Source organism: Streptomyces sp. SGAir0957, assembly GCF_043523415.1.
This window is the reverse complement of the sequence record NZ_CP027293.1, coordinates 8,354,334-8,370,442: the sequence shown is the minus strand read 5'-3', so window position 1 is coordinate 8,370,442 and position 16,109 is coordinate 8,354,334. Positions and strand designations below refer to the sequence as shown.

14 protein-coding genes and 1 pseudogene are annotated in these 16,109 nt (G+C 71.6%); 6 read left to right on the top strand and 9 right to left on the bottom strand.

The window, feature by feature from the left end; all coding sequences use genetic code 11:
* Positions 1-299: 299 nt before the first annotated feature.
* The gene (locus C1N81_RS43390; RefSeq protein WP_394437303.1) at positions 300-1,283 is read left to right on the top strand and encodes an aldo/keto reductase; all 984 of its coding nucleotides are present in this window, start codon (positions 300-302) and stop codon (positions 1,281-1,283) included.
* A gap of 216 nt (positions 1,284-1,499) precedes the next feature.
* Here the strand turns inward: C1N81_RS43390 and C1N81_RS43385 are convergent, their stop codons facing one another.
* Positions 1,500-2,972, bottom strand: a complete 1,473-nt coding sequence (locus C1N81_RS43385) for a vanadium-dependent haloperoxidase (RefSeq protein WP_394437301.1) — start codon at positions 2,970-2,972, stop codon at positions 1,500-1,502.
* 333 nt (positions 2,973-3,305) lie between these two features.
* Here C1N81_RS43385 and C1N81_RS43380 point away from each other — a divergent pair, with 333 nt between their 5' ends.
* Together C1N81_RS43380 and C1N81_RS43375 are read left to right on the top strand one after the other, a co-directional pair.
* Positions 3,306-5,477 (top strand): hypothetical protein, encoded by a 2,172-nt coding sequence (locus C1N81_RS43380; protein WP_394437299.1) that lies wholly within the window; start codon positions 3,306-3,308, stop codon positions 5,475-5,477.
* Positions 5,478-5,514: 37 nt separating this feature from the next.
* Positions 5,515-6,021, top strand: coding sequence for a hypothetical protein (locus C1N81_RS43375; protein ID WP_394437297.1), 507 nt, complete (start codon positions 5,515-5,517; stop codon positions 6,019-6,021).
* A gap of 38 nt (positions 6,022-6,059) precedes the next feature.
* Here C1N81_RS43375 and C1N81_RS43370 read toward each other — a convergent pair whose 3' ends face one another.
* From C1N81_RS43370 to C1N81_RS43350, 5 genes and pseudogenes are all read right to left on the bottom strand, one after another.
* Positions 6,060-7,040, bottom strand: a complete 981-nt coding sequence (locus C1N81_RS43370) for a UDP-glucuronic acid decarboxylase family protein (protein ID WP_394437295.1) — start codon at positions 7,038-7,040, stop codon at positions 6,060-6,062.
* A gap of 158 nt (positions 7,041-7,198) precedes the next feature.
* Positions 7,199-7,936, bottom strand: a complete 738-nt coding sequence (locus C1N81_RS43365) for a YoaK family protein (RefSeq protein ID WP_394437293.1) — start codon at positions 7,934-7,936, stop codon at positions 7,199-7,201.
* The gene (locus C1N81_RS43360; RefSeq protein WP_394437291.1) at positions 7,917-8,456 is read right to left on the bottom strand and encodes a DoxX family protein; all 540 of its coding nucleotides are present in this window, start codon (positions 8,454-8,456) and stop codon (positions 7,917-7,919) included. The genes C1N81_RS43365 and C1N81_RS43360 overlap by 20 nt, the downstream gene beginning before the upstream one ends.
* A gap of 54 nt (positions 8,457-8,510) precedes the next feature.
* A pseudogene (locus tag C1N81_RS43355) lies at positions 8,511-9,172 on the bottom strand (hydrolase).
* A gap of 73 nt (positions 9,173-9,245) precedes the next feature.
* A complete protein-coding gene (locus tag C1N81_RS43350) occupies positions 9,246-11,168 on the bottom strand; it encodes an amidohydrolase (protein WP_394438579.1) in 1,923 nt (640 codons plus the stop codon).
* Positions 11,169-11,687: 519 nt separating this feature from the next.
* On the opposite strand from C1N81_RS43350, the gene C1N81_RS43345 reads away from it, so the two are divergent.
* Together C1N81_RS43345 and C1N81_RS43340 are read left to right on the top strand one after the other, a co-directional pair.
* Positions 11,688-12,758, top strand: a complete 1,071-nt coding sequence (locus tag C1N81_RS43345; protein WP_394437289.1) for a helix-turn-helix domain-containing protein — start codon at positions 11,688-11,690, stop codon at positions 12,756-12,758.
* Between the two features lie 121 nt (positions 12,759-12,879).
* Entirely contained in the window at positions 12,880-13,032 is a 153-nt protein-coding gene (locus C1N81_RS43340) for a hypothetical protein (protein ID WP_394437287.1), read from the top strand.
* 95 nt (positions 13,033-13,127) lie between these two features.
* Here the strand turns inward: C1N81_RS43340 and C1N81_RS43335 are convergent, their stop codons facing one another.
* Complete coding sequence (locus tag C1N81_RS43335; RefSeq protein ID WP_394437285.1) at positions 13,128-13,586, bottom strand: nuclear transport factor 2 family protein; 459 nt, start codon at positions 13,584-13,586, stop codon at positions 13,128-13,130.
* A gap of 566 nt (positions 13,587-14,152) precedes the next feature.
* Here C1N81_RS43335 and C1N81_RS43330 point away from each other — a divergent pair.
* Entirely contained in the window at positions 14,153-14,374 is a 222-nt protein-coding gene (locus tag C1N81_RS43330) for a hypothetical protein (protein ID WP_394437283.1), read from the top strand.
* Between the two features lie 77 nt (positions 14,375-14,451).
* On the opposite strand, the gene C1N81_RS43325 is transcribed toward C1N81_RS43330, so the two are convergent.
* On the bottom strand, positions 14,452-14,814 hold the full coding sequence (locus C1N81_RS43325) for an ANTAR domain-containing protein (protein WP_394437282.1): 363 nt from the start codon (positions 14,812-14,814) through the stop codon (positions 14,452-14,454).
* 238 nt (positions 14,815-15,052) lie between these two features.
* Positions 15,053-15,979 (bottom strand): ANTAR domain-containing protein, encoded by a 927-nt coding sequence (locus tag C1N81_RS43320; protein WP_394437280.1) that lies wholly within the window; start codon positions 15,977-15,979, stop codon positions 15,053-15,055.
* Positions 15,980-16,109 lie beyond the last annotated feature (130 nt).

Below are 16,109 nucleotides of genomic sequence, written 5' to 3'. Positions count from 1 at the left end.
CGAGGATCCTATTCCGCCGTCGCCGAAGTCCGGGGAGGCGATCATGTGTCGCCCCTCGGACACACAGGTGGCGCCCACCCCTGCCGAGGACGGCCTCCGCACTCCGATGGCACCGCTGCCCGACGGCCCCCGTGCTGCCGCTGTGCCCTGCGTCGCGCGGGCGTCCGTGTACCTTGGCACGGCGGCACCGGCAGACCTCCTGAACTGGGACTGAGTCCGCACAGGTACCGGGGATCGGCACTCGGCCGGCGTCCACCAGACACATATGTACGGCAGCGGCATCAGTAAGGATGGGAAACATGGAGCAGCGGTCCTTCGGCAGGAGCAAGCAGCGGGTGTCCGTGGTCGGCTTGGGCACCTGGCAGTTGGGGGCCGACTGGGGTGACGTGAAGGAGGAGGACGCCATGGCGGTACTGGATGCCGCCGTCGAGTCCGGCGTGACCTTCTTCGACACCGCCGACGTGTACGGGGACGGCCGCAGCGAGCAGCTCATCGGCGCGTACCTGCGCCGGCGCCCGGACGCGGACGTCCTGGTGGCGACGAAGATGGGCCGCCGCGTCGAGCTGGACCCGGCGCTGTACACGCTGGACAACTTCCGCGCCTGGACGGACCGTTCGCGCGGCAATCTCGGGGTGGACCGGCTGGACCTGGTGCAGCTGCACTGCCCGCCGACGCCGGTGTTCTCCTCCGACGCGGCCTTCGACGCCCTGGACACCCTCGTGGAGGAGGGCCGGATCGCGGCGTACGGAGTGAGCGTGGAGACCTGCGCGGAGGCGTTGGCCGCCATCGCCCGGCCCGGCACCGCGAGCGTGCAGATCATCTTGAACCCGTTCCGGCTCAAGCCCCTGGAGGAGGTCCTGCCCGCCGCCGCGGAGGCCGGGGTCGGCATCATCGCCCGGGTGCCGCTCGCCAGCGGGCTCCTGTCCGGCCGGTACACGAAGGACACGGTGTTCGCCGCGGACGACCACCGCACGTTCAACCGGCACGGTGAAGCCTTCGACCAGGGCGAGACCTTCGCGGGCGTCGACTTCGGGACGGGCGTCGAGGCCGCCGCCGAGTTCTCCGCGCTGGCGCCCGAGGGTGCCAGCCCGGCACAGACGGCCCTGCGCTGGATCATCCAGCAGCCGGGCGTCACCTCCGTCATCCCCGGCGCCCGCAACCCCGAGCAGGTCCGTGGCAACGCCGAGGCCGCCGCCCTGGCTCCGCTGCCGCAGTCGACGCTCGACGCCGTCCAGGCCCTGTACGACGACAAGATCCGCGGCCAGGTGCACCACCGCTGGTGACCCGGCGCGCTCCGGCGACGTCGGCGCACGTGGCGAAGGCCCGCGCACCTCTACCGCACGCGGTGAAGACCCGCGCACCTGCACCGCACGTGGCGAAGGCCCGCGCACCTGCACCGCACGTGGCGAAGGCCCGCGCACCTCTACCGCACGTGGTGAAGACCCGCGCACCTTCACCACGCCACCGCCCTCGCCCTCGCCCTCGCTCGTGCCCGCTCGTCACAATCCTCGGAGCTTGGTCGTGTAGACGTAGTCGGCGATCTTGTCGCCGAGGACGAGCCCGTCCTCGGCGTCCCACGGGAAGTGCACCCCGAGCCAGATCCGGCTCTGGGCGTCCTCGCGGGCAGCCTGGCCGAAGCTGGTGAACGAGCGGTACTTGACCGGGGACTGCGGTTCGTCGGTGGACATCGTGAAGGAGACGTTGTCACTGCCGAAGTAGCGCTTCATCACTCCGGCCCAGGCGGCGCCGAACGTCGCGTGCCCCGACGCCCAGGCCGGGAAGCACGGGGTGACGTTCACTCCGGACTCCGTCTTGAGCAGCGGTTTCCACTGCGGGTCGAGGCCGCCTTCGCGGATGGCGGTGACCGGCCGCCACAGATCGATCGGGGTCAGGAACTTGACGTCCCGCACCGCGATCCCGGCGTCCGCGAGGGCGAGGGAGACGAGGGCGAAGAGCCGGGCGTTCTCGTACGGGGTGAGCTTGCGCCGGGTCGCGATGTCGCGGGTCGCCTGCAGCAGCTGACCCGGCGGCTTGTACGTACCGTCCAGGTCGTTGGCCCAGAACCAGGCCGCCGCCTCCTGGTCCGTGGTGCGGTTGATGACGGGCGTCCTGGCGGTGGGCCGGTCGGCACCGGCCGTGCGGGCCGCCTCCACCTGCTGCTTGTAGGCGTCGCTTGCCAGCAGGTTCTCGTACGTGCCGTACAGGCCGGGGGTGGGCGGCCGGAACTGCGCGCCCGACGTCAGGGCGAACGGTTTGACCCGGCCCCAGAACGGGGTCACCGCCTGACTGTCCTGGGCGCAGCTGGGATCGATCATGTCGGGGTAGCTGGTGGGCCGCCAGGCGCCGGGCTTGTTGTCAGCGACGTACACCTGGTCGTTGTCGGACCCGTCGCCGTTGCGGGCGTCCCGCATCTGCTTGACCATCGTCCCCACGACCGTCGCGTCGAGGAGGTCGAACTGCGTGGGTTCGGTGCCGAAGCGCTCACGGAAGCGGGCGTCCAGGTACGAGGTCTGTCCCGGGTAGAGCCCGAGCAGCACGTTGTACGCGGTGCGGCCGACGACACGCTCCTCCTCGTCCGGCCCTTCGATCCAGCCCGCGTACTTCTCGGCGTGGAGGTAGGGCTCCGAGGTGATCTTGCCCTTCCACTTGAGCTGGTAGGACGATTCCGCGTCGTAGATGGCGGCGTTCAGCATCGCGGCGGACCTGGCCATCGGGCCCGGACCGCCGCCCTCTCTTCGGATGACGTTCATGAACACGTCGTTCCAGTAGTGCACGGGGTCCGCGATGCTCTGCGGCGGCAGTGCCGCGTGGGCCGGTTGCGGCGCGGCGGTCAGAGTGGTGCCCGCGGCGGCCAGCACGGCTGCCGCCGCGAGGACGCGCCGGCGGGGCGCCGAGCGCTTGGCTCGGCCGGTCCGGGTCCTCGTGGGCGCAAGCGCGGGCGTGGAGTCGGGCACGGGCATGGACACGGGCATGGGTATCCCCCTGGTCGCCGAGCTGCTGGAGCACCACCGAAGTGGTGGCGGCGCGATCTTCGCCCCCGTGGTCCGGGCGGGGACGCCGGTCCCGGCGGAATGGCCGACCCCGGGCAGGCCCTTGTCCAAAACCTGTCACCGGGGGACATAGGAGCCCGCACAAGGCGTTTCCCGTCCGGCGGGCCGACCCGTACGAAGCACGCCCATGCCGCGTGCAGGCAAGAGCACACCCGGGCGGAAACGCACAGCTTCCCCGCAGTATGCGTCTTGCCGGGCCAGTGACCACGTCGCACGGCCACTGTGGTCGCACGAGCGTGGACGTACGGGGGCGACATGGCCACTTCGAGTGTGGTGCGCATCGAGGGAGATGTCGGCGGTCAGGTCATCGTCGGCGACCACAATGTAGTGATCGGCGGGCCGTACGGGTCCTCCGCGGCACTGCGCTCCGAAGGCCCTCCCCCGGTGCGCCGGCGCGAGGACTTCGCCGGCCTCGCGCTGCCGCAGCGCCCGGCGGTGCTGCTCGGCCGCGAGAGCGAACTCGCCGCAGTGGACGAATGGCTGGGCGACGGGCACGTGGTGCAGGTGTACGGGCCCCCGGGCATCGGCAAGTCCGCGGTGCTGCGGCGCCACGCCGTGAACCAGGCCGCGCTGGGCCGCGGTCTCGTCCTTCTGTCGGCTGCCGGGCTGACCGTGGAGGACGTGATCCAAGATCTCTTCCACGCCTGTTTCGAGACCGAGGACTACAAGCCGGAGCCGGCGCGGATGCGCCGGCTGATGGGCACGGTCCAAGCCCTCCTCGTCGTCGACGACTTCGCGGGTTCGCCGCAGGATCTCGCTGCGCTCGCGAACGCGGCACCTGGTTGCGACCTTCTGGTGGCGGCCGTGGACCGGTGTGCGTCGGACGAGGTACGGACGCTGCGCCTGGGCGGTCTGCCGGAGACCGCGGCGCTGGGCCTCGTCGAACGCGAGGTGCGCCGTGATCTCGAAGAGGCCGAGTGTGCCGCCGTCCGCGCGCTGGTCGGCACCGTCGGCGGGCACCCGCTGACCCTGGTCCAGAGGTCGGCGGCGGTGAGGGCGGCGGAGACGGCCGGGGCCGGCCCGGCGGGCGGCGCGTTCACCGCCGGTGAGTCGGAGCTGGCGGTGGGCCTGGCGAGCAGCCTCGACGATACCGGCGTGCGGGTGTTGCGCGTGCTGGCCGCCCTGTCCCCGCTGACTGTTTCCACCGAGCTTCTCCACGTGCTGGCCGGTGGCGTCGACCCGACGGCGGGCACGCGCGTCACCGAGGAGTTGCGGGGATCGCGGGTGATCGAACGGGACGGCCCCGGGTATCGCGGCCGAGGTGACCTCACCGCCGCGGTCGTCAGACAGACGGGCGGGGAGGGGGAGGCCGGAGAGTTCGCGGCCGCACTCACCGACTGGCTGCGCAGCGGTGTCTCACGCAAACAGGCCGCGGCCGAAGCCGCCGTGATCTGCGGGGTGTTGTCCGACGCGGCCCGCCGCGAGGACCACGCGGGCGTTCTCGACCTGGCACGGGGCGCGGCCCCCGTACTGGCCGGCACGCTGCGCTGGGGCAGTTGGAGGACGGTCCTGGAACACGGCCGGGTGGCCGCCGCGGCGCTCGGGGCGACGGCGGACGCGGCCTACTTCGCCCACGAGGAAGCAGTCCGCAGGAAGACGCTGGGCGTGGCGGCGGCAATCACCGCGGTGACGGTCGGCGGTGGCGTCGGAGTCGGTGGCGCCGCGGTCCACAACGCGGTGGCGTCGGGCGGCAAGAGCGCGGCAGCCCTCGGCAAGGCGGGTCTGGGCTCGATCGCCACGAAGCCCGTGGTGGTCGCGACGGCCGTTGCCGCGCTGGTCTCAGGAGGGGTCTTCGTCGCACTGGCCGACACCGGTGACGACGCACCGGCCGCCACCGGTCCGGGGGCCTCGCCCGTCGCGTCCGTACCCAGCACGCACTTCACCCCTCCGCCGCTCCCCTCGCCGTCGTCGAAGCCGCCCGGGCACAAAGCGGGGCCGTCGTCGCCCTCCGAGTCGCCGCCCACGTCAGGCGCGAGGGTGCCCCCGACCGACGGCTCGCAGGGATGCGTCCCGATTCCGATCACGGCCCCCGATTTCGGTCGCACCACGCAACACAAGAAGGTGACCCGCCAGGTCGACTTCCACGCGTGGCTGCCTTGCGACGACGAGAAGTCGCTGAAGGTGAACGACGAGGACAACTGGACGGTCGCACGTACCGCCTGCCCCTCTCGCCCCGACCCCCGGTTGTGCCGGTTCACCGTGACCTTCGACCCCGGCGCGCCGGGCACCTATCACGCCACGGTGACCATCCGGGACGACTGGGGCCACGACGACCTGTGGATGAACGTGACCGGCGTCGCCGACCCCACCCCGAGCACCCCCGCCGCCCCGACCCCCTCGCCGCCGCCCAGCGAACCCACCTCACCGACACCGCTCACACCCACCCCACGCCAGGGGCCGACCGAACCGCTGCCCGCGACGACGTGAAGCACCTCCACCCCATCGACCAGGAGGAGACGACACCATGGCCGACCAGCGCGCCACAGGACACGACCATGACGACGACCACCCCGCCGAAGAACACGAGCACGGCGACGCGAGGTCCGACCACTACGACGTACGGACAGTCCACTACGACGTACGGACACACGCGGTCCCGGGCCAAGTGATCGTCGGCCGCCACAACACCGCCACGCAGTCCACCGCCCACACACCCGCGCCTCTGCCGGTGACCGACGACGAACTGGCCGCACTGCGTGCGGAGTTCACACGTGTGCGCCATCTGGTCGACGAGGATGAACCACATGCGCGGCGAGCCCGGGAACTCCTCGACGAGCTGGAGGAAACGGCCACGGCAGCCGAACCCGACCTGTCCACGATGCAGTACGTGCAGCGCTGGTTTCGCCGCGCTCTTCCCGCTCTCGCCGCCGCTGTCACCGGCCTGGTGCTCCACCCGGTGGTCGGCCGCCTGGTCGAAGCAGCGGGCGACACCCTGGCCGATGACTTCCGCCGCCGCTTCGACGGCTCTTGAGCCCGGCTCCGACACTCCTCACGTCGGGCGGCCCGTACTCAGGTCGTCGCCGCAGCGGTGCGTGTCGTGGACCGTCCTTCCGTGGCCCTGAACCACTCGGCGGTCCGTCGGATGCCGTCCCGAGGCGGCACGAGGGGCTCCCAGCCGAGAACGGTGCGCGCCAGTTCCGTGTCCGGACGGCGGCGGCAGGGATCGTCCTGCGGCCGGGCCACGAACTCGATCCCGGAGGACGACCCGGTCACGTCCCGCACCAGGTGGGCCAGGTCGAGCACGGACATCTCGATGGGGTTCCCGAGGTTGATGGGGCCGCTGTGGTCGGAGGCCAGGGCAGCCATGAGTCCGTCCACCATGTCGTCGACGTAGCACAGGGAACGGGTCTGCGATCCGTCCCCGGCGACCGTCAGGGGCAGCCCGCGCAATGCCTGACCGATGAAGGCCGGGACGACTCTTCCGTCCTCCCGGCGCATCCCCGGGCCGTAGGTGTTGAACAGCCGGACGATGACGGTCGACAGCCCGTGCGCGCGGCGATAGGCCGCGGTCGCCGCCTCCGCGTACCGCTTGGCCTCGTCGTACACGCTGCGCGGGCCAACGGGGTTGACGTGCCCCCAGTAGCTCTCCGGCTGGGGGTGCACGAGCGGGTCCCCGTAGGTCTCGGACGTCGAGGCGAGCAGGAACCGCGCGCGGTGGCGGAGGGCCAGGTCGAGCGCGGCAAGAGTGCCGGGGCCTCCCGCGCGCAGGGTTTCGCACGGGTGGCGCTGGTAGTCGATCGGCGAGGCCGGCGAGGCGAGGTGCAGGATCGCGTCGATCCGGCCCGCCGCCGCCGGCACTTCCGTCATGTCGACCACGTCGGTGACCTGTAAGGCGAAGCGGTCGTGCCGCAGATGTCTCGCTATGTTGGCGCGGCGGCCGGTCAGGAAATTGTCGACGCAGATGACGCGGTGGCCCTCCGCCAGCAGACGTCGGCAGAGATGGGAGCCGATGAATCCGGCCCCACCCGTCACGACGACAGTGTTCACCATTGTCCCGCCCCTCTCCGTGCGTGCGCCCCTCCCCCACCGGAGGCAGCTGAGGCCCAGGGCACCCCGGCAGAGCGCGCGAACACAAGAGGCATGCAACAAGTGAGAGACCGAACCGCGCCCTGGGGCGGTGCGGGCCGCCCGGTCCGTTGATCGATCGCCTACGGCGTGGGTCTGGTCCACTCTGGGGTCGTCGCCGACAGGCGGTAGGTCGCCAGGGAGGTTGCGGTGAGCAGGAGGAGTGCCAGGGCCAGGATGTGCAGCAGTTCGGCGTGGCGCAGGAGCAGGGCGCCGACCAGGGCTCCGAGGAACATGGCCAGGACGGAGAGGACGCGCCGGCCGGGCCGGGGAGCCGCTCCGCCGGCCGGTGGGGAGTCCGCGGCCAGGCCGGTCAGGGTGAGCGTCAGCACCGTCGTGGTGAGGTCGGGGACGCCGAGGCGTCGGGCCACCGCGTTCTGCAGCCCCATGGCGATGCCGAGGAGGACGATGAGCGTGTAGCGGACCGGGCTGGTCACCTCGTTGCCCGCGACCGCGACGGCCACGACGGTGGCGGCGACCAGGACGGCCTGGATGGCCGTGGTCGCGCCGAGCAGTCGGCCGCGATGGGCCGCGAACCGGGTACTGAACCGGCCCCCGGTGAGCGCCCCGACGAGGAACGACGCCATCGAGACCAGGGAAGCTGTCACCGACAGACCCGGCGCTCCCGCGAGCGCGAAGCCGAGGAAGACGACGTTGCCGGTCATGTTGGCGACGAAGACCCGCCCGAGCGCCAGGTAGCTCACGGCGTCGATGAGCCCGGTCACGACCGTCAGCGTCAGCATCAGTGGTGGCAGGGGTCCGTGCCGGTCGTCCTTCGGCGGGACCAGGGTGTGGGCGGCGTCAGCCAGCAGCTTGCGCATGCGGCGGCGTCCTTTCTTCCGTCTTGTCGCCGCGGTCGGCGGGACGCCGCAGCACCTTGCGAGTGAGCAGTCCACTGCCCGGGCCGATCACGAGCGCCGCGACGGACACCCACCACGGCCACTCGGGCAGGCCGATGAGCCGGTCCAGGGACCAGCGGCCCGGGCCGGTGAGCGCCAGGGCCGCGGCGGTGACGACGAGCATGAGCGGGTACTCGTAGCCGTCGTTCTGCACCCACAGGCCCTTGTGCCGTTTGACGCTGCCGGCCACCGTCATCACGCCCATGACGACCATCGCCGCCGCGGGCGTGAGCAGTCCGGCCGCCAGGAACAGACCGGCGCCGATCTGGCTGCCGCCCGCGACGAGCGCGGTGAACGCGCCGCCTCGGAACCCGTCGCGGCGGAACTCCTCCGTCCCGCCGGCCAGTCCGCCGCCGCCCAGCCGGAAACTGACTTTCTGCACCCCGTGACCGGCGATGAGCACGCCCATCACGACCCGGAGTATCAACAGTCCGCTGTCCATCGCCTGTTCTCTCGCCTGTTCCTGACGTCCGTCGTCCGTCGTCCGTCGCGCGGGTCAGCCGGCGGCGTGCTCGCCGATGACGGCCTGCGCGTACACGACCCCGAGGCCGTAGGTGCCGCCGTGCTCCTTGACGACGTCCATGACGGGCAGGACGTCTCGGCGCGCGCCCAGTCCCGCTGGAGTTCGAGCAGCACCTGGACCCAGGTCACCGGCACCACCCCGGCCTGGGTCATGCGCTGGACGGCGTGTTCGTGGGCCTGCGGGGTGACGCCGCCGGACGCGTCCGTGACGACGTAGACCTCGTAGCCCTGGGCCAGCGCGGACAGCGAGGGCAGGACGACGCAGACCTCGGTCCACAGGCCGGCGATGACGAGCTTCTTGCGGCCGGTCGCCTTGACCGCGTCGACGAAGGCCTCGTCCTCCCAGGCGTTCATCGTGGTCCGGTCGATGATCCGCTGCTTCGGGAAGACGTCGGCCAGTTGCGGCATGAGCGGGCCCGAGAAGGACTCGGCGGCCACCGTGCTCAGCACGACGGGCACGTCGAAGACGCGGGCGGCCTTGGCCAGCCCCACCGTCGAGTTGATGATCGCGGTGCGGTCGCCGCTGCCCGTGCCGAAGAACATCTGCGGCTGGTGGTCGATGAACAGGACCGCGCAGTTGTCCGGGGTCAGCAGGTCCGGGGAGGGGGCGGCGGTGACGTCGGCGATGTGGGTCATGAGGGTGCCTTTCGGTGTCGGACAGTCCCTTGAGGACGTCTGTGAGGGTGGGTGGTCGGAGCGGAGAAGAAGCTCAGGGAGAGAAGCAGGGGTCGGACCACGGGCCACTGCCGGGGCCGGTGCCGGTGCCGGTGCCGGTGCCGGTGCCGGCTGTCGCGGGGGCCAGGCCGCGCCGGGCGCGCCACTGGCGGTGTTCCTCCGACGCGGCGGCGGCCTCTCCGAGGAGTTCCGCCTGGCGGACGCCGGAGCGTGCCGGTGCGGGCGACGCCTGGTAGCCGCCGAAGTGCGCCACAGGGCTCCAGCCGGGGGTGACCGGCGGCAACGGCTCGTCGATGCCTTCGTACTCACCGGCGGCGTACACGACGCGGCCGCCCACGACGGTCACCAGTGCCTCGATGTGCGGGATCTCCGCGTCGTCGACGGCGAAGAAGTCGTCCGACAGCACCGTCAGGTCGCCGAGGAAGCCGGGACGCAGGATGCCCTTGCGGTCCTGTTCGCCGGTGAGCGTGGCACCGGCCGTGGTGAACATGGCGAGCGCCGTCTCGCGGTCGACCCGGTTGTGCGGCGGACGCATGGACAGGTCGCCGACGGTGCGGCCGGTGACCAGCCAGTGCAGCGCGATCCACGGGTTGTACGAGGACACGCGGGTGGCGTCGGTGCCGGCTCCGACGGTCAGGCCGCGGGCCAGCATCGCGCGGATCGGCGGGGCGTCGGCGGCGGCACCGGGACCGTAGCGGCGGGTGAACGCCTCGCCCTGGAAGGACAGCCGGTTCTGTACGGACATGGCGCCGCCGAGGGCGACGATGCGGTCGAGGCTGTCGGCGGAGACGGTCTCCGCGTGGTCGAAGAGCCACTGGTTGCCGCCCGGGAAGAGCCCCTCCGCGGCGAGCTTCTCGAACACGGCGAGGTCGCGGCGGATGGTCTCGTCGTAGGTGGCGTGGAGGCGGAAGCCCCAGCCGTTCTCCATGAGGAGGCGTACGGCCCGCTCGAACTCGACCTCGTAGTCGGGTGCGTGCTCGGGGCGCGGCTGGGCGAAGTTCTCGAAGTCGGCCGCCGCCCAGGTGAGGTTCTCGCCCGCGCCGTTGAGTCGGAGCCATTCGTCGCCGTCCTCGGGGCGGACCATGCCGATCCAGCGGGTGAGGTCGTCGATCTCCTGGCCAGCGGTCTGCGGGAACAGGTGATAGGCGATGCGCAGGGAGAGTTGGCCTTCCCGCGCGAGGGCGGTGACCGTCTCGTAGTTGTCGGGGAAGTTCTGGAAGCCGCCCGCCGCGTCGATGGCCGAGGTGAGCCCGAACCGGTTCAGCTCGCGCAGGAAGTGCCGGGTGGACGTCTTCCGGTGTTCCTCGTCGAGCGTCGGCGCCTTGGCCAGGGTGGAGTACAGGATCAGGGCGCTCGGTGCGGCGAGCAGCATGCCGGTGGGTTCGCCGCCGCGCCCGCGCATGATCTGTCCGCCGCGGGGGTCGGGGGTGTTCCTGTCGTAGCCGATCGCCTGGAGCGCCGCGTGGTTGAGGATCGCGGACTGGTACAGGTGCAGGACGAACACGGGGGTGTCCGGCGCGGCGGCGTTGAGTTCGGCGACGGTGGGCAGCCGCCGTTCGGCGAACTGCTCGGCCGACCAGCCTCCGACGACGCGCACCCACTGGCCCTTGGGCGTGCGCGCGGCCTGCTCACGCAGCATGGCCAGGCCCTGGCGCAGGGTGGTGACGCCGTCCCAGCGCAGTTCGAGTACGTAGTTGAGGCCCCCGCGGATGACATGCAGGTGGGCGTCGTTGAGGCCGGGGATCATCCTGCGGCCGAGGGCGTCGACGACCCGGGTGGCCGGGCCGACCTGGTCGGCGACGTCCTTGTCGTCACCGACGGCGGTGATCACGCCACCGCGGATCGCGAGGGCCTCGGCCTGCGGGAGACGACGATCTCCGGTGTGGATCTTTGCGTTGCGGACGACGAGGTCCGCAGCGTTGTCGGCGGCGCGGGGCGTCAGCCCGCCGACCGGCATCGTGGACACCTTTCGACAACCTCCTGCTGGTCGGAATGGGCGGGTCGGGACCGGATGAGGTGGGTCGCGTCCGGACCCAGGCCCCGGTGTGATGCGTAAGGGGGGTGCGATACGGTTCGGCGCCGTGCCCGGCGGGCGTTCCGACCGCATCGCCGTCACGTTATGGCCGCTGGTCGAGGGCCGATTTCTGAGCAGCGCACCGGCACTTGACCGGGAGCGCACGGCGGTCGGCCCGTACGTGGCCGCAGGGCCGGGAGCGCACGGTGATCGGCCCCGCACCCGCCCCGCAGGCCGGGACCGCACGGTGACCGGCCCCGTTTCCGCCCGCAGGGCCGGGATCGCACGGCGGTCGGCCCCGTACCCGCCCGCAGGGCCGCCCGCCGTTTCTGCCTGCTTTCTTCCTGGTACCGCCTCGACCGGGGTGATGGCATTGCTTCGTGCGGCATCGGCCCCGGCGCAGTGGTCGGCCCTGGCACCCGGCAGCACCGTTCCGGGGAAGACTCGCTTGAGGAGGAAGCTGTGTCCGTCGTGTTCTCCACCGCGGAGCTGTCCGCGGCCGAACGGGCCGAACACTGGCGGGAAGCCGTGTCCCGCGCCTTCGTGCCCCTGGAGGTGCGGTTCACCGATCCCGACCCGTCGCCCGGACAGCTGGTGAGCGAACGGGTGGGCTCCCTGCAGGTGACCCGCGTACAGGCCGGGCCGCAGACCGTGACGCGCAGCAAGCGGCTCATAGCGCGCGACGAGCGGGAGTACCTCATCCTCACGCTGCAGCAGCAGGGCACCACGGTGAAGGAGCAGGACGGGCGCGAGGCGCTGGTCGGCCCGGGCGAGTTCTCCCTGACCGACGCCTCGCGGCTGTTCCGGAAACGGGTGGGCGGCGCCTTCTCCTTCACCTCGTTCCACTTCCTCAGAGAGGAACTGCGCGTCGGAGACGACGACTTGCGGGCCCTCACGGCGACGACCTTCTCGGGCGCCCCGGGCTCCGGCAGCGGCGCGCTGGTGGCCGCCTACCTCACCCGTATGGCGAACGAGGCGACCGTCCTGGGCGAGGCCGTCGGCCGCCACCACGCCGTGACCGCGCTGGATCTGCTGGCCCTGCTCATCGACGAGCGGCGCGGTCGCTACGAGCCGCGGGCACCGGAGGTGGCCGCGGCGATGCTGGCCCGGGTCAAGGCGCACATCGCGCGCCACCTCGCCGACCCCACCCTGTCACCGGCCTCCATCGCGGCGGCCCACCACCTGTCCACGCGCTACGTGCACAAGCTGTTCGAGCCGGAGGGCGTCACCGTCAGCAGGTGGATCAAGACACAGCGCCTGGAACGGTGCCGCCGCGAGCTGATGCGGGCCCCCGGCGTCCGGCCCGCGATCGCGACCATCGCCCGCCGCTGGGGGTTCCTCAGCGCCAGCCACTTCAGCCGCGCGTTCCGTGCGGCGTACGGGGTGTCGCCGCGCGACTGGCAGACGCACGAGGAGTCGGCCCTGAACGGGGCGGCGGTTCTGAACGGGGCGGTGGTTCCGAGCGGCGCGGTGGTTTCGAGCGGGGCGGCGGTTCCGAGCGGGGCGGCCCGAGACGCGCTGAGACTCGCCTGACCTGCCGGTTGATAGTCGACTTTCCGCACGCTCCACTGTTCGTCGGGCGCGGTCGGTCCGAACAGGCAAGGGCAGAGGACCACGCTGAGTTCGAACGGGGATCGGGTCTCCGGTCAGGGCCTTGGCCTATCACGCCCGGCGGGACGTCGCCTACGTGCCGTTCGACGACGCGGGCCCTGTCGAGTACGCGCTGATGTGGCGCGACGAGGACCAGTCCGCCGCACTGCGAGCCGCCATCGGCACCCTCCTCGACAGCGCCCCGTCACGCACCTGACAGGGCTGATAGCCCCACCGCCGGCGCCCCACCGAGACGGACGGTGTGCGTCCCGTCGGACGGATGCCGGGTTCACCACGGCATCCGGGGAGGCATCAGCCTGCGGCCTGCGCGGGCAGCGCCTGGTTGCCGTCGCCCCAGACCGCGGTCATCACCACCGTGTCGATCAGCCAGCGGTCGCCGGCCCTGACCAGCTCCCACCGGTAGTCGCCTCCCAGCGTCCACAGCGAAGCGCCGTACGCGGTGGCCAGGCGGTGGGTGGCCTGGAAGGAGGCCGTGCATACGGCGCGATCGCCGTCGATGTCGACAAGATGGTTGGCGACGAGATGCTGGGTGGCGTCGTAGCCGCCGAGCGTCCTGGTCCAGGCATCGACGATCTCCTGCGGACTGAGCTGGACGGGTTCGCCGCCGGCCAGGCTGGTGTAGTCGAGCAGGACCTTGTCGGCGAACAGCGCGCGCAACTGCTGCCACTCACGACGATCGGCGTGCACAGCCATCCGGGTGCAGGTCTCGGCGACGGCGTACTTGGCTGCGACGGTGACGGATTCGGGCATGACGGGGACTCCTGGACGGTAGCTGGGGCAACGGTTGGTGGCAGCGTGCGGGCGAAGTGTTCGGCTGCCGTGTGGGCGACGAGCGAGACCTGCCGTGGCCGGTCGTAGAAGTCGAACTGGACGCCTCGGTCCAGAGGAACCCCGAGGGCCCTCCCAGCGCCGCGTGGAAACGGCGGGCCCCGTCGGGGATCGCGGCGTCCTCGCCGCTCACCACCGGAACGTAGGCGACCTCCCCGGTCTCCTCGTAGCGTCGCCGGGCCGCGGCCGCCGCGCTCTTCTCCGCCTCGATCCCCTCCGCGCGAGGGACCGTGCCCGGGGGCTTCGGCGGCGCAGGGGGAGTCGGCGGCCGCCCGCAGGTCCCGGGTCTTCACTCACGCTCGCAGCCGACGTCTCTCGCCGACAACGCCCCGTGCCCAAAAGTCGGTTGAATGTCACTAGACCTGGCGCGCGGACCGGAGGCGCAGTCCGCGGCGAGCGGATGAAGTCCATGATCGCTCCGTGTTGATGCCGGAAATGCCGGGAACAGTTAGGGACGCGCACGAACGGCGACGAACAGGGGATGTGACGTGAGCGAGCAGCACGGCCGCGACTGGACGCGCATGACTCCCGACGACTTCGACCGGGATGCCGCGCTGCGTCCGGACGTCGACGCCGGGCCCGCTACCATACCGGCCGTCCCCGACGAGTTCGGCACGGAACCGCTGTTCGGCGAGGAGAGGACCGGTTCCCGTCGCCGGGGCCGCGAACGCCGCCATGTCACTCGCGTCCAGCAGGACGGCCTCTTCTAGAGGGGCCCGGGGGCGGGGCGGCAGTGACAGCTGCTGCCTCAGAAATGCTCCTCAGCAATGCTCCTCGGAACTGCTCCTCAGAAGTGCTGGGGCAAGCGCATCGTACGGCTGGTGCAGCCTACGGGGGCGTGGCGGAGCTGCTGGTACAGCTCGGCGCGCAGCGTGGTGGGCAGGTTGCCGGTGTGGCCCCAGTGGGTGAGCTGCAGCGCGATGTAACGCAGCTTGGTGTTGGTGTGCTGGGAGATCTCCCGCAGCACCCTCCAGGCCCGGTCGGGCGGGAGTTGGCCGACGGCAACGAGCACGCCGATCGCGCGGTCCACGTCGGCGTGCGAGGTGACCGCCTCTTTCAGCTGCCTGTTCTCCTTTTCCAGCTCCGCCACCCGGGCCTGGGCTTCCTTCAGTTCCTGCAGGCGGGCGAGCTGGTTGGATGCGTCACACATCGAGGACCTCCGGGGGCTGGGGAGGGATGCGGCGTCCGCGTGTCATCTCCGTCCAGTTACCCCGGAGACGGCGGCATGTGCAGCCCTGCCCGACCGGATTCCGGAAGCGGTGAGCAGTGCGGGGTGTGGATGTGGGTCCGGGTGTGCGGGGGCGTTTCCGCCACCTCCCGGGACGGCAGCAGCTCAGGGCAGCACCACTTTCTGACGAGGCCGTCGCCCGTCGCACCAGCCCTGTGGTTCACCGCGGACCGGACGCCACCCGGGCACCAGCCTCGGCGGCGGTGCGATGGAGATGTTCCAGCGCGTCCAGGACGACCGTGTTCGTATGCCACTCCAGCCAGGTGCCGACCGCGCGCTGGATCTGCTCCAGCTGCGCAAGCTGCTCCTGACCGAACCCGGGCAGGGGGCGCATGTGGTGAGTGGAGATGACACCGCGCGCGGTGCCGTCACCGGCGATCAGGGGGATGCTGTGGGCGGCGCGGCTGCCGCTGGCGAGGATGACCTGCCGGGTCTCGTCGTCGAAGACGCTGGTGGTGGCCACGTCGCGCACGGTGACCTGCCGCCCTGCCGCGGCGGCGCGGGAGCAGGCCGTGCCGTCGGAGACGAAGGCGAAGTAGTCGGTGAAGGGCCTGGGGTGGCCACGGTGTTTCTCCAGGCGCAGCACTCCGGCCTCGGCGAGCTGGACGTTCCCGGCGTCGGCACGGGTGAGACGCATGACGCGGTCCAGCGCTGCGCCCAGGACCTGGCCCTGGTTCTTGGGATCCAAGGTGCCGGCGTGCAAGGCGTCCAGGGGCGGCGCGGGGGTGGCAGTGCGACCGGGGAACCAGCGCACCGCTCCCGGTGGGGGTGCGGGGGTGGCGGTCAGGGCGGCGGCGAGCTGGTGCAGTTTGATGTTGAAGCGCTGGGAGGCCTGTCGCAGGCAGGTGAACGCCGTTGCCGGGTCCGCGAGTTGATAGCGGCCCATCAGCATCCCTTGGGCGAGGGCGATGCGCGTGCGGGCCTGTTCCTGTTTGCGCAGGCTCATCACTTGCTCGTGCAGTGAACGCGCCTGGGCGAGCAGCGCTTCCTCACCCGCCGGCCATACCGGGGCCGCCACACGGTCGCCGCCGGTGGTGGGGCCCGGCACGGAGGCGGACGTGCAGGGGGATGCGTTGGGTGTGTGCACAGGGCAAGGCCTTCCGTCCGGCGGGCCCCGTCGTCGAACGGAACCCTTGCGGACCACAAGCCGCGACGGACAGCCGTCCGTACTGGCCCTTCGGGACCCAGAGGGCCGTGGTCCATGCCGTGCCTACATG